The organism is Parabacteroides vesiculifaciens (assembly GCF_049860805.1).
Lineage (GTDB): Bacteria > Bacteroidota > Bacteroidia > Bacteroidales > Tannerellaceae > Parabacteroides.
In genome coordinates this window covers 4,222,789-4,238,632 of sequence record NZ_CP187555.1, presented here as the reverse complement: position 1 = coordinate 4,238,632, position 15,844 = coordinate 4,222,789, and the positions used below count along the sequence as shown (strand labels likewise).

The following is a 15,844-nucleotide window of genomic DNA, read 5'->3' as shown; positions in this document are numbered from 1 at the left end:
TCAACTGAAAAAGATGGAAGATATTTTTAACTACCGTCGCCGTAAATCGTCTGTTGTCAACATTGGGAATACCCCGCTGGGTGGTGATAACCCGATTCGCATTCAGTCGATGGCAAACGTCTCCACAATGGACACCGATGCTGCCGTCCGCCAGGCGATCCGCATGATCGAGGCAGGCGCTGAATATGTACGTTTTACCGCCCAGGGAGAACGTGAAGCCCGTAATTTGGGCGTGATCCGTAAGCAACTCGACGAAGCCGGATATACGACTCCGTTAGTCGCCGACATCCATTTCAACCCGCGTGCGGCCGATGCCGCAGCCGAGGAGGTGGAGAAGGTACGCATCAATCCCGGAAACTATGTGGATAAGGTCAAGACATTCGACCTGCTGGAATATACCGACGAGGAATATGCCGCAGAGTTGCAGAAAATACGCGACCGCTTCGTACCATTCCTTAACATCTGTAAAGCACACGGAACCGCCATCCGCATTGGCGTAAACCACGGTTCGCTGTCCGACCGTATCATGAGCCGGTACGGCGATACTCCCGAAGGCATGGTTGCCTCCTGCATGGAATTCCTGCGCATCTGCCGGGAAGAGAACTTCCCCGACGTCGTGATTTCCATCAAAGCCTCGAACACGGTCGTCATGGTGAAAACCGTCCGCCTGCTGGTCAGAACGATGGAAGCCGAAGATATGCATTACCCCTTGCACCTCGGCGTGACGGAAGCCGGCGACGGCGAAGACGGCCGCATCAAGAGTGCCGTCGGCATCGGCGCCCTGCTGTCCGATGGCATCGGCGACACGATCCGCGTCTCCCTGAGCGAAGATCCGGAGGCCGAAATCCCCGTTGCCCGCAAACTGGTCGATTACATCCTCGAACGTGAAGGGCACGAGCCGGTAGAGGCCGCGCCCGCTCCGGGATATGATCCGGTTGCTGTCGAACGCCGCCGGAGCCGGGTGACGGAAGGAATCGGGGGGAACTTCCCGCCGGTCGTCATTTCCGACCGCAGCAACGGAGACTTCGAGTTTGATTATGCGTCCCTGCCGGACTATATATATATCGGTAAAGAAGATCCGGACAACCTTCCGGACAGTTTCCGCCTTTTGGTAGACGCCCATTTCTGGAAAGAACGTCCGAATGCCTATCCTTTCTTTATCGCATCGGAAATAGAGGAACTGAAAAACTATTCCGTCCCTTTGAAATTTATCCGTCTCACCTACCGGGATCTGACCGGTCGCGCTATCGAGATTCTGAAACAGGATCCGTCTGTGATCGTAATCCTGAGCACGCACCACCGAAACGGTATCGCTGCCGAACGTGCCGCCATACACCGGTTGCTTGCTGCCGGTTGCGATGTGCCGGTCGTCCTGCATCGTGACTATCAGGAGACGGATGTCGAAGCACTGCAACTAAAATCGGCCACCGATTTCGGGACTTTGCTGTTAGATGGTTTCGGCGACGGGATCATGTTGCACAACGAAGGCTGCGAAGCGATGGTGACGGACAGTTGCATGTTCGGCATCCTGCAGGCTACCCGTGCCCGCATCAGCAAGACGGAGTATATCTCCTGCCCGAGCTGCGGACGTACCTTGTATGACCTGCAAACGACAATCGCCCGCATCAAGGAGGCCACTTCGCATCTGAAAGGCCTGAAGATCGGCATTATGGGATGTATCGTGAACGGACCCGGCGAAATGGCGGATGCCGATTACGGCTATGTCGGCGCCGGAAAGAACCGGATCAGCCTGTACAAAGGCAAAGAATGCGTCCTGAAAAACATCCCCGAAGAAGAAGCTGTAGAACGATTGGTCCAGCTGATAAAAGAAAATGGGGATTGGGTGGATTAACAGACCTCATGCATTGAAAAAGGGATGCCTATCCCCTCCCCAAAAGGTAGGCATCTTTTGAAATAAAGATAAGCACTTATTGGGAGACAGCCTATAGCCTTTCTTCGGTTAGCCTATAGGCTGTAAATTTTCCCCTTTAGCCTATAATTTATGGGACAGGAGCCATATAATATGCAGCCGCCAAGGTAAGCGTCTCCGCGATCCCCTCCTGTATATTAGTTATTCAATGACAAGGGATCCATTTATCCGGTAGTAAATTTCTAAAGACCGAATCCTGTGCTGTTGGCTGTATATCGGCCAACCTGTTGAACAAGTCCGTGAAATAATCAAAAGTATTAAGATTGTGAAGTCTGGCCGAACAAGCCAGAGAATAAAAAAGAGCCATTCTCTGTGCCCCGGCATGGCTACCGGCGAAAAGTGAGTTGCGGCGGCTCAGGCTGATGTAACGGTTTATCCGTTCAATGCGGTTGTTGTCTAATTGGTAGTCCGCTGATTTTATATAATTGCATAAAACATCATACAGGTTGAGGGTATAGCGAACCGCTTCCCCCATAAGCGACTTGGGCAAAGTTTGCGGATCGGATTGTATACTTTCCAATTTGGCCTTTAAGCGTCCGAGGATAGGAGGTGCGTATTTTTTGCGCCAGGCCAGTATCTGTTTTGGTTCCCAATCGGGCGGGATAAGATGTTCATTCTGATATAATTCATTGACAATATCGACTACTTCCTGCGCTTGCCTATCCTCCTTCATATCCAGGAACTTCCTTTTACAATGCTGGAAACATGCCAGGGGGATGATGTCAGGATATTCTTCTTTCCTAAAGTCGGCGTAAGCGGCATATCCGTCTGTCTGTAAAGCCCCTTTATAATCAGTAAGCAGCTTTTCGGCTATGCTTTTAGAGCGGGAGCCGTTTTCATAAATAAAAGCGATTAATTCCGTATGGTTGGCATACATGCCCCAGAGATATCCTTTACGGACTTTCTTGCCCGATTCATTCTTTTCATTGACAAGCACTTTGTAATAAGTCTCATCCATTGACAGATAGGAATCTTCCAGTATGGACTTTTTCAGCACTTCGTACATACGCTCCAACAAACCGGCTGATTTCGCAATCAACCCATGGGCCGTTTGTTTGCAAAGGGCTATGCCCTGCTCGTTGAACAACTTGACGATCCTTTCCACCGGCAGGGAATAGATATAGCGCAATTGCAATATGCCGCTAAGGAAACTGCCATCATAGGAAGAGTTTTGCAGGGGAGCTTTGGGGGATTTGCCGTTGTATATGTTATCGCCTTGCACACAGTTGTACTGCCGATAGATATGTTTCTCAAACCAACCCGGGTGGTAAGAGTAACGGATGGAATCAGTGTGACTGATTATTCTGGCTTTAAGAGGGTCGAAGTCCGGATCGCAAGGATAGATCTCGTGCAAACGGGTTTCCACATTGAAATACTCTTTACGTTTCACCCCATTATTGCCGCGGCTTTTGGGATCGAACTTCGGTTCCTCCGGGATATTCTTTGCCTCCTCTTTTTCCTCTTGCTTGCGGTTTATCTTTTCGGACTTGTTTTCCAGCAGTTTGCCTAATGCGCGTTTCTGGTTTTTCAGCCTGTTGGCGTCTGCTTTGCTTTCCTGAAAAGAGGAGGTTAAGGACTGGAGGGTTGCCTGAAGTTCGCTCACACGGGATGTCAGGGACTCCACTTGCCGAAGTAACTCTTCTTCCCGCCTGCCGGCAGCCAAAAGTTGATCCCTGAGGAAAGTAATGGTATCCTGCAGTATGTTTGTCCTCTGTTTCCCTGTCATGCCGCAAAGATATGAAAAGGGAATGGAATTAAATAATTATGCCACAATTATTTTACTTGTAAATAACTGTGGCATAGATATATGTGATATAAAGGACGCCATTAGACAGGTCCCTTGAAGCGTTTGCGGAACCGTGCGCTTTTCAGGCTCACCCCCTCCATCATCAAAAAGAAACTTTCCCACCTCATCTGATAACGGCCACTGCCGGGGTCAAAACAAGGTATTTCAAACGTCCCCTCTTCCAGACGTTTCTGATAAAGGACAAAACCGCCTTTTTCCCAGTGCAGGAGCTTGATTATTGTACGGGATTTGTTAACGAACAAGAATACTTCACCCGATACGGGGTTACGCTTGAGATCGTTCCGGACAATCACGGACAAGGCATTGATCCCTGAACACATGTTTACATAGCGGGGACATAAATAGTAATTTAACGACTCGGTCAGCGCGAACATGTGTCCTCCTTTCTTCCGTAATAGAGGTGGATAAAATGGCACAATGTTTCGGCAACGCATTCTTTTATCTGGATGATTCCCCCGTCGGGGAATGTGATATGAATCCCTTTAAGCAGTTTCTCTGCATCCACTAAGCGGGTCTCTTTTACTTTTTCACGCCCTGTGAATTGAAGCGGGATCATTTCTCCTGCTACACTCTGGCAGACGGCCTGATCTTCCAACTGCTTACAATGGTAGCGTTCCAATACTATTCCCAGTTGAATGGCCTTGGGATCCATGCCATGGCGGCGCATCCATTGACGAACGCTATCCACACGCAAGCCATAGCTACGACAATAAGCTACAAAGTCTAAATCTTCGCCTGCTTTTAGACGATTTTTATACTCTTCTGCATACTCTTGAATACTTCTTCTTTCCATTTTTTTAAGACAAAGGTAGAGACTCTTTTATAAGGGGAAAAGAGGGGATCGCGGAGACGCTTACCCGCCAAGTGTATTTTCAAACAGCATTCACCCTTCACATCGTTTGCAACCTGCTAAAAAGCAGTGCTTTGCTGTGAAGGCAGTTCATTCCCCCAGAAATGCATCTGTTTATTTTCGCGTGCTTTCACCGGATTCACATCAAACAAAAGGTTATCAACAACTTATAACCGATGTGAATACAAAATAAAAAAATACTTAGTCGTCCATCAGGATATCTTTCGCTTCGTCAAAGCCTCCGTCGAAACGGTTATCCTCGATCTCCTCATTGATAACACGCTGGAAGAAGAAACGATGGTTGTTCCAGTGGAAAGCAGGATAGTCATGATTCTGCTTAATCACATTATTACGGAAAACAAGGCCGTCCACCGATTTGGCATACAGGATCGGCATGTCGAAGGTTTCGAACTCATTGTTCTCGATCACGATCCCGCTATGGAAATATTTCTTCTGATCCTTCAAATCGGGTATCTCCGGATAGATGGAAATAATGGCGTTCGTAAACTGGAACATATTCGTCAGCGAGTTAATAAACCGGTTGTTCCGGATCAAGACATCGTGACAGGCACCCGTCTCGAACCATCCGTTGCAGTCGCCGCACAGCAGGATTGCCGTACCGGAAGTATGATCGAAAACGTTTTTCTCGACCACCGTCTTCTTCGGGGTGCTGAACAGGGAGCCACGGGCGCGGTTATTGCGGATCATATTGCCGGCAAAATAAACTTCCGGCGTCCATTCTAAATTCTCTATACCGTAAGTGCCGGCTTCACTGATGGCGGGATCGATCGGATTCCCGAAGGTAATGCGGAACTGCTTTGCGCCGTGATCGTCAGGCTTGTCGACAGCTTCGATAGCCGTCACCGTGTTCTGTTCTCCCAGAATCTCCATCGTCTTGGAGTCGATAAACTGGACCGCGTCGCCCGGACGGCCCCACTCGAAACCATATGACTGGCCGTGCATATATTCGCCTACCAATGTCTTGTCGTCTATCCGCTTTTGCACTTTCAGGTAGGTCCCATGCACATTGATGGCGTCATCCATCATGCCTTCGTACAGACCGCCGACCGAACGGATCAGCCCTTTGCAGCCGGAGAAATGAGTCGCATCCGCCTGAGTCGTAAAATAACGCGGATCCTCCTTGCCACGCAGGCAGACCGAGAATTTATCCAACGTGATATTCTCGCTCATCTGTGCCAGCAGGCCCATTCCTTCGGCATAATGCACCTGTATGTTTTCAAGCGTCGTATTCGTATCATGATATACGAAAATACCCGGAGTCGGACGGCCGTATCCACGGAAAACGACCACCGTACCCGGTATCAGTTTCTTATTCTTCCAGGGAGCGAGGATCTTACGGGGTGCAATCTCGGCAACGTGCTTGCTACCCACGCCGATATCACTGGTCGTATAGACTAATCGTTTCGTATCTCCTTCAAAAGCGATGCCCCAGGCAGGGACATGCTCCCAACCTTCCCCTTTGGCGACAAAGTTGCTGTCGCGTATCTCATATTCCACCCAGGGAGCGACTTCGTAGGTGATCATCCCGCCGACCGTGTCGTTCTCCAACACTTTCACCTGGCTGATATGCGGGTTCTCAAAGTCGATGCTGAAGTTCTTCAACGTACAGTTTTCAGAATTGACCAAAGAAACCGGAAGCATCCGCCCGTGGAAAACCAGCTCGGAGCCTTGCCCGTCAAACACGACGTTCTTCATATTCTCGAAAGCCAGTCCCACCTGCTTCGGATTATCCTGGTCGTGATTGGAAATGAAATATTCGCGTTCCGTAGAGCCCGACGGATAAAAATCATAGCGACCTGTAGGCAACAGGATCCGGATCGTGTCGGAGCTCGATTCGGCAGCTATCTCCTGAAGGGCTTTCGCAATCAATGGAGAAGCGTTTTCGCCGGTATCGGGTTTCAATCCATACGCAGACAAGTCGTACGCACCGCCTTTACAGGCAGTCAACAGGACGATAAATAAGAATGTCAAAACAGAGTTTAATTTCATGGCTTACATCTTTCGTTGATTATATTTTCAATTATGCAGGCAAATATACCATTTATTTGTAAAACAATAAGCACCAAAGAGAGATTAAAGAATGGCTGAAAGCCCGGTTCCCCAACCGGGAATGAGATTGCAGGACGTGACCAAACAACTCGTACCGGAAGACCAGGAAAAACATCGCCGGCTCGTATGGGACATCGTAGAAGAGAAATGCGATCGGAAGGGAAAAACATGAAATTCATTTTAAACAGGTTGGCGAAGGCAGAGATTATTCCTATATTTGCCCCTCTTAAATACAAATAGATATGGAACATCCATTAAGCATTTACAACACACTCACAAGAAAAAAAGAACAGTTCATCCCGCTGCACGAACCGCATGTGGGTATGTATGTTTGTGGTCCGACCGTTTATAGCGACGCCCATTTAGGGCATGCACGCCCGGCGATCACTTTCGACCTGCTGTTCCGATATCTGACTCACTTAGGATATAAAGTCCGTTATGTACGTAACATAACGGATGTCGGCCATTTGGAGCACGACGCTGACGACGGCGAAGACAAAATCGCTAAACGAGCCCGCCTCGAACAGTTGGAACCGATGGAGGTGGTACAACATTACCTGAACCACTACCATCACGAGATGGAAGCCCTCAACGTCTTGCCTCCCAGCATCGAACCGCACGCCTCCGGCCATATCATCGAGCAGATCGAGTTGGTCAAGAAGATCATGGACAACGGCTATGCATACGAAAGCGAAGGTTCCGTTTATTTCGACGTGGAAAAATACAACAAGGATCATAACTACGGCGTCCTTTCCGGACGTAACATCGACGATATGCTGAACACGACCCGCGCGTTGGACGGGCAGGACGAGAAGCATAATCCGATCGACTTTGCCCTTTGGAAATGTGCGCAACCCGAACATATCATGCGTTGGCCCTCCCCATGGAGCGACGGTTTCCCCGGCTGGCATTGCGAATGTACGGCGATGGGTAAAAAGTATCTGGGCGAACATTTCGATATCCACGGCGGTGGCATGGACCTGATCTTTCCGCATCACGAATGCGAGATTGCACAAGCTGTCGCTTCGCAGGGAGAAGACATGGTTCATTACTGGATGCACAACAATATGATCACCATCAACGGACAGAAGATGGGCAAGTCTTTGGGCAACTTCATCACACTGAACGAGTTCTTCACCGGCGACAACAAAATGCTGAGCCAGGCCTATTCGCCTATGACCATCCGTTTCTTCATCCTCCAAGCACACTATCGCAGCACGGTGGATTTCAGCAACGAAGCCTTGCAGGCTGCCGAAAAGGGGTTGGAACGTCTGATGGACGCTTATAACCACCTGATGAAATTGAAAGCATCCGAAGCCTCAACGGTAGACGTAAAAGATTTGCGCCGCAAATGCTACGATGCGATGAACGACGACCTGAACTCGCCGATCGTGATCGCCCACTTGTTTGATGCAAGCCGTGCCATCAACTCCGTAAAGGACGGCAAGGCTACGATTTCCATCGAAGACCTGAAAGAATTGCAGGATGTATTCCATACGTTCATCTTCGATATCCTTGGAATAAAAGATGAAGCAGCTTCGGCCGACGGCAACAGCAATGAAGCGTTCGGCAAGGCCATGGATCTGTTACTGACCATCCGCCAGCAGGCAAAAGCCAACAAAGACTGGGCTACATCGGACAAGATCCGTAACGAACTGACAGCTATCGGCTTCGAAATCAAAGATACGAAAGACGGAGCCGAATGGAAATTAAGTAAATAAATAGGACAGGCTTCGATATTTGACAGTTTCGAGCCATAAATGATGATTTATCAACACACTGATAAATCATCATTTTTTTCATTGGTACATTATCCAATTAGCTCATTATTCATTAAATTATGACGATAAACGAATTTCTTCAAGGCGACAAGTTCGCCTTATTGGCCGGTGTCGAATTGTTGGAGACCGGTAACGGGTATGCAAAGGCACGTATGGAAATAAAACCCGAACACCTCAACGGCGGTGGCGTATGCCAGGGTGGCGCCATCTTCACGTTAGCAGACCTGGCCTTTGCCGCAGCCACAAACAGCCACGCGCGCCTGACACTTTCCATAACTTCCAGCATCAACTTCTTCAAAGCCGAAAGCAAAGGCTTCCTGTATGCCGAAGCACGCGAAGCGTTCAGCCACAAACGGCTCGCCAACTGTGAAGTACGCATCACCAACGAAACCGGAGACCTGATCGCCACCTTCAACGGTACAGGCTATAGAAAAGACACGGAATTGCCTTTTGCCCCGATAGAATGATATTCTTATCTAAATCGGTCTACTAAACGAATGGATGAATGCCCTTTCTTTGATGTTGATGCAATGGCAAATGTACGCTATTACTGTCAGATTAACAAATAGCGTACACTTTTAGTTATTCGTAACGCAACGACCGGGCCGGTTTGCTGAAGATGGTTTTGGCGGTTTGCCAGCCGATGGTCAGCAAGGAGATCACACACAATAAAAGTACCGGAACGAGGAAAAACCAAGCTTCCCAGTCTGTGCGGAACGAATAATGGTTCAGCCAGTCTCCCATGATCCACCCCGAAAGCGGAAGAGCAATAACAACAGCAATGGCGATCAGGAGGAAGAACTCGCGACCCAACTCATAGAAAAGCTGCATCTTGGAGGCTCCCAGAACCTTTCGGATTCCCATCTCCCGGATACGCGTCGAGCAAGAAAACATGACCAGGACACCCAATCCCATACAAGAGATGAAGATCGCCAGTATCGCAAAGAGCGCAACAATCAATCCGAACACTTCATCCTGCCGGTATTGCTGGTCGAAGAACTGGTCGAGGAAGAAATAATCATAGCTGGAATCCGGGAAATAACGTTCCCATACCCCTCCGACCTGCTTCACGAGATCACGCGGGTTACCGTTCTCCATTACGACGGAGATATAGCGTTGCTTCATCCAACTCAGCTTCTCATGCAGGGCAAACAGGATCGGCGTATAATCTTTGCTAAGCGACTGCTGGTGGTAATCTTTCACCACTCCGATAATCTGCATCGGCCGGTCGACGGTTTCGACAGACAGGCGTTGCCCCAAAGCGGCATCAGCCGATTCGAATCCCAATGTACGCACAGCCGATTCATTCAGAACTATCTTATAAACATCTCCCCCGTAATCCTCGGAGAAACCGCGGCCGGCAACGAACTTCAGATCGTAAGCATCCAGGAAATACTCGTCGCAGTTGAGCATCTCCAACAAACGCGTCTGCTTCGTCACATCGCTTTCGCGGACGATGGAGAGGAAATCCGCCACTTCCGTTCCGGGGACTGCACCGGAAACCGTCACCGCCCTGACAGAAGGCAGCAACGCCACCTCTTTCTTCAACGCCTCCAACTTCATCGCCAGCTCCTCGCATTGCGCCGGAAACTTAAGCACCAACGTTTGGTCCACCCGCACCCCCAAAGAAGCATTCCGCATATATCGAAGCTGCGCATACACGATCAACGTCCCGCAAAGCAGCACCAATGAAGCCGTGTATTGCAACACTACCAGAACCTTACGGGTGACCGTCGCCCCGCGCGTGTGGGTAAACTTCCCTTTCAACATCCGGATCGGCTTGATACCGGACAAGACCGTTGCCGGATAGAAGCCGGACAGAAACACACCGATCGCAAAGATCAGCAAGAGATATCCCCCCAGCGAAGTCGTAAACCAGACGGAGAAACTCAGGTCCCGCCCCGTCAGGTTATTGAAAGACGGCATCAACGCCTCCATCAGCCCCGCAGCCAAGATAAAAGCAATGCTGTTCGTCACCAGCGACTCGAAAAGGAACTGAATGATTACCTGCCTGCGGCTCGCCCCCGAAGCACGGCGTATGCCGATCTCTTTGGCACGCTCCATCGAACGGGCTACCGTCATATTGATATAGTTGATCCAGGCAATGCAAAGAATGGCAAGCGCCGTACAGATCAGTACCCAGATGGAAGAACGGTTTCCCTTCACCTCCGGTTCATACGCTTTCTGCGGATTGAGGTGGATATCGCGAAGATTCGTCAACTGGATCGCCCATGTTTTATTCTTCAACGCCTCTTCCGTCTTATACTTCTCGGCCATCGCCGGAAAATCGTTTTCCACCTGCGTTTTCAGGTTTGCCGACTTCAGCAGGACGTACGAATAGACTTCGTGGCGGTACCAATACTCATCCATCCACTTCGGAAGTGTCTTGTAAGAGATCAGGAGGTTATAGCGGATATGCGTATTGACCGGCATATCCTCCATGATACCCGTCACTTCGCAGGCTTCCTCCCCGATATTGCTGCGGAAGATCAGGATTTTCCCGATCGGGTTCTCCCCCTTGAAATACTTGCGGGCGATACGTTCGGTGATCACCACCTTGTTCGGCCCGTCCAGGCAGCTCTCCCTGTTCCCTCTCAACAGTTTGAAGTCAAAGAAATCGAAGAAGTTGGCCTCCGCATAGCCAATGCCGGTTTCACGGTATAGCAATTCGTTGTACTTCACGACCTGTTCCGGGAAATACTGGCTTCCGACGCGGGTATAATCCTCGACGGCACTCATATTCCGCTTCATAGCCGTAGCATAGCCGGCCGACGAGCTTGCCCAATCGTCCGTCAGCTCCCCGTTCTCGTAGAAACGGGCTTCGACACGGAAGATGCGGTCCTGCCGGCTGTGCATATCGTCATAGCTGTATTCGAAAGCCACATACGTCAGGATCAGCAAGGCAGCCGCCATGCCGATCGCCAGACCGGCTATATTGATGGCGCTGAACCCTTTCTTCTTGGTTAGGCTACGCCAGGCACTGTTCCAATAGTTTGATAATATCATGGTGATACAGATTTTCAAAGATAAATATTCAGGAAACGATACGCCCGTCCAGAAGGTGGATAATCCGGTGCGCAAAGCTCGCGTCCCGCTCCGAGTGGGTAACCATGACGATCGTCGTCCCCTGGCTGTTCAATTCGCGGAGCAATTCCATCACCTCCGCCCCGTTCTTCGAATCCAGGTTTCCCGTCGGTTCGTCGGCAAGGATCAGCGGGCAATCCGTCACCACGGCACGGGCGATCGCGACACGTTGCTGCTGTCCGCCGGATAGCTGCTGCGGGAAATGTCCGGCACGATGAGCGATATTCATCCGGTCGAGGACCTCCATCACCTTTCGCCTGCGTTCGGACTTCCGCCCGCCCAGATAGACCAGCGGCAGTTCCACGTTCTCGAAGACCGTCAGCTCGTCTATCAGGTTGAAACTCTGGAATACGAAACCGATATTCCCTTTGCGAAAAGCCGTCAACTGGCTCTCTCCCATCTTGTCCACTTCCTTACCTTTAAAGAAGTATTTGCCGGAAGTCGGCGAATCAAGCGTTCCCAGGATATTCAGCAAGGTCGACTTGCCACAACCCGAAGGCCCCATGATGGCGACAAACTCTCCTTGTTTGATCTCAAGGTTTACCTCGTTCAATGCTTTCGTCTGCACCTCCTCGGTGGTGAAGACCATAGACAGATTCTCTGTTTTAATCATATTATATTCATTTAAATCATTCGTTCCTGAGAATACGCATCGGCTTCAAGCGGACCACCCGCCACACCTGCCGGACTACTGTCAGGAAAGCGATACACATCAACAACACAAATGCCACCCCGTACACCCACCAAGGCAACACGATATGAAAAGCATAACTATCCAGCCATCCGTTCATCAAAACCACGGAAACAGGAAGTCCCAATACAGTGGCCAGCGCCGTAAGGAGCAGCAGTTCACGCGTCAAAACAAGAAAAAGACTTATTTTACCGGCTCCCAGAACCTTCCGTATCCCCACCTCTTTCACCCGTGCCAGTGTAGAAAAAAGCGTCACGATCCATAACCCCAAACAGGCCACAAAGACTGCCAATAATGACGCACTGGCAAAAATCCAGCCGAAATTGCGATCCGACTTATACAAGCTATCCTGATAGTCATCGAGATAGAAATAAGAAAAAAGGGCAGACGGGAAATAAGTCCGGTACACTTGCTCCACTTCTGCCAACCGATCAGAATTGACCGGGCCATCCATCTTGACGGATATATAAGGAGTAGCAATAAGCGGAACCCGCTCTTTCAGAAAAAAAAGGATCGGCTTGTATGGTTCTGCAAGCGACTGCTGATGATAATTTTTCACCACTCCGATAACTTCGAGCGGCTCTTCCAGTACCTCCATCGCCAACTGCTTTCCTAAAGCCTCTTCCGGAGAAGGATAACCAAGCAGGCGCACCGCCTCTTCGTTCAAGACAACCTTGTTCCGTTCATTGCCGTACGCCTCCGAGAAACCACGTCCACAAAGCATCTCCGGCGAATAAAGCGCCAGATAATCATAATCGACAGCAAACATCTGTATCAGCTTCACTTCAGAAGGATCGCTGCCGTAAGGACGATTGGTAAAGTAGTTCGCCACCTCAACACCCGGTACAGCTCCGGAAATAGAGACACGGGCAACATAAGGTATCTGTCCCAACCCCTTCTTGAAACTCTCCATCTTGACGGACATATCATCGGTAAAAGCCGGATATTTCACCACCAGTACCCGATTCGAAGAAGCGGAAGCAGTCTCCTGCTGCATATAACGGACCTGTCCGATCACCACCAACGTGCCGGAAACCAGAACGAAAGAAGCAAGAAACTGAGCTACGATCAGCACCTTCCGCATCCGGTTCCCCTTACGGCCATGCAGTAATTTTCCTCGCATGATATCCGCTGGACGGATGCGCACCAACAGGAATGAAGGATACAATCCGGTAAATAAAGTTCCCCCTACAAACACGCTTGCCGCCATACCCCAGAATTCCGGTGAACGGAATATGCCGGCAGCAAAATCCAGTCCCGCCCAACGACTGGCAAAAGGCAACAGAACCTCGACCCATCCGAGAGCCAAGATCAAAGCCGACACGTTCAACAACCCAGCTTCCAGCAATCCTTGCAGGATCACCTGCCGGCGGGAAGCCCCGAACGCCTTGCGAATACCGAATTCCCTGCCACGTTCCAGATAACGGGCAACCGTCAGATTCAGCGCGTTCACCCAGCCGATCAGCAAAAGAGCGACCACCATCACCGAAAGGATACGTACAGCCATACGGCTCCCTTTCGCCTCTTTCTCATAAGACTTACGGGGAGTCAGATGAATATCCCGCAGGCGAACCAGTTCGACCCTCCAGTCCTTATGTTTCAATGCCACCGTCTTATATTTTCCGGAAATGGAATGGAAAGCCGCTTCAATATCGCCCGGTTTCTTTCCCGGCTCGAGCCGGACATACGTATAGACACCATGAATATACCAAATATCGCGCCTTGCCTCCGGAATAGTCGAATAGGACAACAGAAAGTCATAATGCAAATGCGAATTATAAGGCATATCGGCAATCACGCCCGTCACCTCGAAATGCTGTTCGGACGAAGAGGTACGGAAAGTCAGCACTTTGCCGATAGGATCACCACCGGCAAAATAACGGCGTGCAGCACTTTCGGTAATCACCATCGTATTCGGACGAACCAACTGTCCGCTTTTCTCCCCCTTGAGGATCGGAAAATCGAAAAGGTCGAAAAAAGCCGGTTCAGTATAGCAATACCGTTCTTCGATAAACTGCCGGTCACCGAACGTCACCTCTTGTCCGCGATCTTGTGCCGTCACACGTACATACTGCTCTATCCCCGGAATCTCACGATACATGGCGGGAGCATGCCCGAAAGAAGTCGTCGCCCAATTGTCCGTCAAGGTTGCCCCTTCATAAAGACGGCTCTCCACACGGTAGATACGGTCACCGTTGTGGAACGAATCGAAACTCAATTCGAACCGTACGTAGAGCATAATCAGCAACGCCGCACCGACACAAACGGATAGCCCGAACACATTCAGGGCGGAAAGAGACTTTCGTGCCCGTTGACTTTTAATTACTTGAGACCAATATTCCATCAGCGTAAAATTAATCGTTCATGTTCACCAAACAAGTCATATCCGGAAATAATCACCTTCTCCCCCGGTTGCAGTCCTTCCACAACCTCGTAATGCTGTGGGTTCTGACGGCCGATACGGACAGAGCGGCGACGAGCCGTCTTCTCTTCTTCATCCACCACATACATATACTCGCCGCCGCTTGCCTGATAGAAGCTACCACGTGGGATGATCACCGCCTGCACGGGATCACCCAGTTGCAGGTTCAGGTGGTAGGTTTGTCCGGCACGGATATTCTCCGGCCGTCCGGAGACAAAATGCAGGTCGGTGCGGAACTGTCCTTCCCGTACTTCGGGATAGACCTTCGTTACCTCCATATCGTATTTCTTTCCTTCCCGTTCGAAGCTCGCAGGGAGACCGGGCATGACACGCTCCACATAATGCTCATCGATCTTGGCTTCCACCTTCAGTTCGGGCGTGATCACCTGGCCGATGCGTTCGCCTTGGGCGATGGACTGGCCGATCTGTGCCTCTATGTTTCCCAACTGCCCGTCGACCGGGGCTTTTACTTTTAAGTTTTCCAGTCGCTCCCGAACCAAAGCAAGACTCTTCTTCATGTTCCGGATATTTTCATCCAAACTCTGTAGCTGGCTACTGCGGAACAGGTCGTCTTGCTTGATACGCTCGTCCACGACGTCCAATTGTCCGCGGGCGGCCTCATAGTCTTCCTCTGCCTGCAAATAGTCTTCGCGGGCCAGCAGGTTCTTCTTATACAGGCGGTCGTATTGCCGGAAACGGCGTTCCTTCTGCGTCAGTTCCTTGCTCAGTACGATGCGATCCTGCTTCAACCTGAGATGCTCCTGCTCCATGCTGAGGCGGGTGTTGCGCAGTTCGTTCTCCTGATAGGCCAGGTCGGCTTCGCTTTGCAGGATGCCGATATTCAGAAGCGGGTTGCTGAGACGGAGGATCACGTCGCCCGCCTTTACCTGTGCCCCTTCCTCAATCAGGCGTTCTTCGACACGCCCGCCTTCGATGGCGTCGAGGTAGATGATACGATCCGGCAATACCTGTCCGATGACACGGATATAGTCGTTGAACTCTCCTTTCTGCACGGTGGCGATCGTGATACGCTCTTTCTCCACTTTCATAGAAGAAGAGGTGTCACGAAAGATAAGCCAGAGCAGGCAAAGCAGCACGGCGGCGGCTCCTGCCACGGCATAAAGGTGTTTCTTCTGAAATCGGGACTTCCGTTCGATGCGGATGTCCATGTTGTTATTCATCATTATTCATTATTATATTTATACTTCT

12 protein-coding genes are annotated in these 15,844 nt (G+C 50.3%); 4 read left to right on the top strand and 8 right to left on the bottom strand.

Annotated features, from left to right (window positions below):
• Positions 1–13 precede the first annotated feature (13 nt).
• A complete protein-coding gene (locus tag ACPYIV_RS16825) occupies positions 14–1,852 on the top strand; it encodes a 4-hydroxy-3-methylbut-2-en-1-yl diphosphate synthase (protein ID WP_425884141.1) in 1,839 nt (612 codons plus the stop codon).
• A gap of 223 nt (positions 1,853–2,075) precedes the next feature.
• On the opposite strand, the gene tnpC is transcribed toward ACPYIV_RS16825, so the two are convergent.
• From tnpC to ACPYIV_RS16805, 4 genes are all read right to left on the bottom strand, one after another.
• Positions 2,076–3,656 (bottom strand): IS66 family transposase, encoded by a 1,581-nt coding sequence (gene tnpC / locus ACPYIV_RS16820; protein ID WP_425884139.1) that lies wholly within the window; start codon positions 3,654–3,656, stop codon positions 2,076–2,078.
• Between the two features lie 101 nt (positions 3,657–3,757).
• Entirely contained in the window at positions 3,758–4,111 is a 354-nt protein-coding gene (gene tnpB / locus ACPYIV_RS16815; protein ID WP_301425755.1) for an IS66 family insertion sequence element accessory protein TnpB, read from the bottom strand.
• Positions 4,099–4,530 carry a hypothetical protein gene (locus ACPYIV_RS16810; protein WP_425884137.1) on the bottom strand — a complete coding sequence of 144 codons (432 nt, stop codon included), beginning with the start codon at positions 4,528–4,530 and terminating at the stop codon, positions 4,099–4,101. Before ACPYIV_RS16810 ends, tnpB begins: the two co-directional genes overlap by 13 nt.
• 258 nt (positions 4,531–4,788) lie before the next feature.
• A complete protein-coding gene (locus ACPYIV_RS16805; RefSeq protein WP_293739855.1) occupies positions 4,789–6,597 on the bottom strand; it encodes an alpha-1,3-galactosidase-related protein in 1,809 nt (602 codons plus the stop codon).
• Between the two features lie 91 nt (positions 6,598–6,688).
• On the opposite strand from ACPYIV_RS16805, the gene ACPYIV_RS16800 reads away from it, so the two are divergent.
• The 3 genes from ACPYIV_RS16800 to ACPYIV_RS16790 all read left to right on the top strand — a co-directional run bounded on the left by ACPYIV_RS16800 (position 6,689) and on the right by ACPYIV_RS16790 (position 8,905).
• A complete protein-coding gene (locus ACPYIV_RS16800; RefSeq protein WP_293733063.1) occupies positions 6,689–6,829 on the top strand; it encodes a hypothetical protein in 141 nt (46 codons plus the stop codon).
• 70 nt (positions 6,830–6,899) lie between these two features.
• Complete coding sequence (gene cysS / locus ACPYIV_RS16795) at positions 6,900–8,378, top strand: cysteine--tRNA ligase (RefSeq protein ID WP_293733062.1); 1,479 nt, start codon at positions 6,900–6,902, stop codon at positions 8,376–8,378.
• Positions 8,379–8,497: 119 nt separating this feature from the next.
• The gene (locus tag ACPYIV_RS16790; protein ID WP_005633563.1) at positions 8,498–8,905 is read left to right on the top strand and encodes a PaaI family thioesterase; all 408 of its coding nucleotides are present in this window, start codon (positions 8,498–8,500) and stop codon (positions 8,903–8,905) included.
• 115 nt (positions 8,906–9,020) lie between these two features.
• On the opposite strand, the gene ACPYIV_RS16785 is transcribed toward ACPYIV_RS16790, so the two are convergent.
• From ACPYIV_RS16785 to ACPYIV_RS16770, 4 genes are read right to left on the bottom strand one after another with little or no spacing between them, the layout of a single operon-like run.
• Positions 9,021–11,444 (bottom strand): ABC transporter permease, encoded by a 2,424-nt coding sequence (locus tag ACPYIV_RS16785; protein ID WP_425884133.1) that lies wholly within the window; start codon positions 11,442–11,444, stop codon positions 9,021–9,023.
• A gap of 28 nt (positions 11,445–11,472) precedes the next feature.
• Complete coding sequence (locus ACPYIV_RS16780; RefSeq protein ID WP_425884131.1) at positions 11,473–12,135, bottom strand: ABC transporter ATP-binding protein; 663 nt, start codon at positions 12,133–12,135, stop codon at positions 11,473–11,475.
• 16 nt (positions 12,136–12,151) lie between these two features.
• Positions 12,152–14,557 (bottom strand): ABC transporter permease, encoded by a 2,406-nt coding sequence (locus ACPYIV_RS16775; RefSeq protein ID WP_425884129.1) that lies wholly within the window; start codon positions 14,555–14,557, stop codon positions 12,152–12,154.
• Positions 14,557–15,804 (bottom strand): efflux RND transporter periplasmic adaptor subunit, encoded by a 1,248-nt coding sequence (locus ACPYIV_RS16770; protein WP_300762332.1) that lies wholly within the window; start codon positions 15,802–15,804, stop codon positions 14,557–14,559. Before ACPYIV_RS16770 ends, ACPYIV_RS16775 begins: the two co-directional genes overlap by 1 nt.
• Positions 15,805–15,844: the final 40 nt, after the last annotated feature.

Coding starts and splice junctions, on each gene's coding strand:
- ACPYIV_RS16825 (WP_425884141.1), top strand. CDS start 14: ATGGAAGATATTTTTAACTACCGTCGCCGTAAATCGTCTGTTGTCAAC.
- tnpC (WP_425884139.1), bottom strand. CDS start 3,656: ATGACAGGGAAACAGAGGACAAACATACTGCAGGATACCATTACTTTC.
- tnpB (WP_301425755.1), bottom strand. CDS start 4,111: ATGTTCGCGCTGACCGAGTCGTTAAATTACTATTTATGTCCCCGCTAT.
- ACPYIV_RS16810 (WP_425884137.1), bottom strand. CDS start 4,530: ATGGAAAGAAGAAGTATTCAAGAGTATGCAGAAGAGTATAAAAATCGT.
- ACPYIV_RS16805 (WP_293739855.1), bottom strand. CDS start 6,597: ATGAAATTAAACTCTGTTTTGACATTCTTATTTATCGTCCTGTTGACT.
- ACPYIV_RS16800 (WP_293733063.1), top strand. CDS start 6,689: ATGGCTGAAAGCCCGGTTCCCCAACCGGGAATGAGATTGCAGGACGTG.
- cysS (WP_293733062.1), top strand. CDS start 6,900: ATGGAACATCCATTAAGCATTTACAACACACTCACAAGAAAAAAAGAA.
- ACPYIV_RS16790 (WP_005633563.1), top strand. CDS start 8,498: ATGACGATAAACGAATTTCTTCAAGGCGACAAGTTCGCCTTATTGGCC.
- ACPYIV_RS16785 (WP_425884133.1), bottom strand. CDS start 11,444: ATGATATTATCAAACTATTGGAACAGTGCCTGGCGTAGCCTAACCAAG.
- ACPYIV_RS16780 (WP_425884131.1), bottom strand. CDS start 12,135: ATGATTAAAACAGAGAATCTGTCTATGGTCTTCACCACCGAGGAGGTG.
- ACPYIV_RS16775 (WP_425884129.1), bottom strand. CDS start 14,557: ATGGAATATTGGTCTCAAGTAATTAAAAGTCAACGGGCACGAAAGTCT.
- ACPYIV_RS16770 (WP_300762332.1), bottom strand. CDS start 15,804: ATGGACATCCGCATCGAACGGAAGTCCCGATTTCAGAAGAAACACCTT.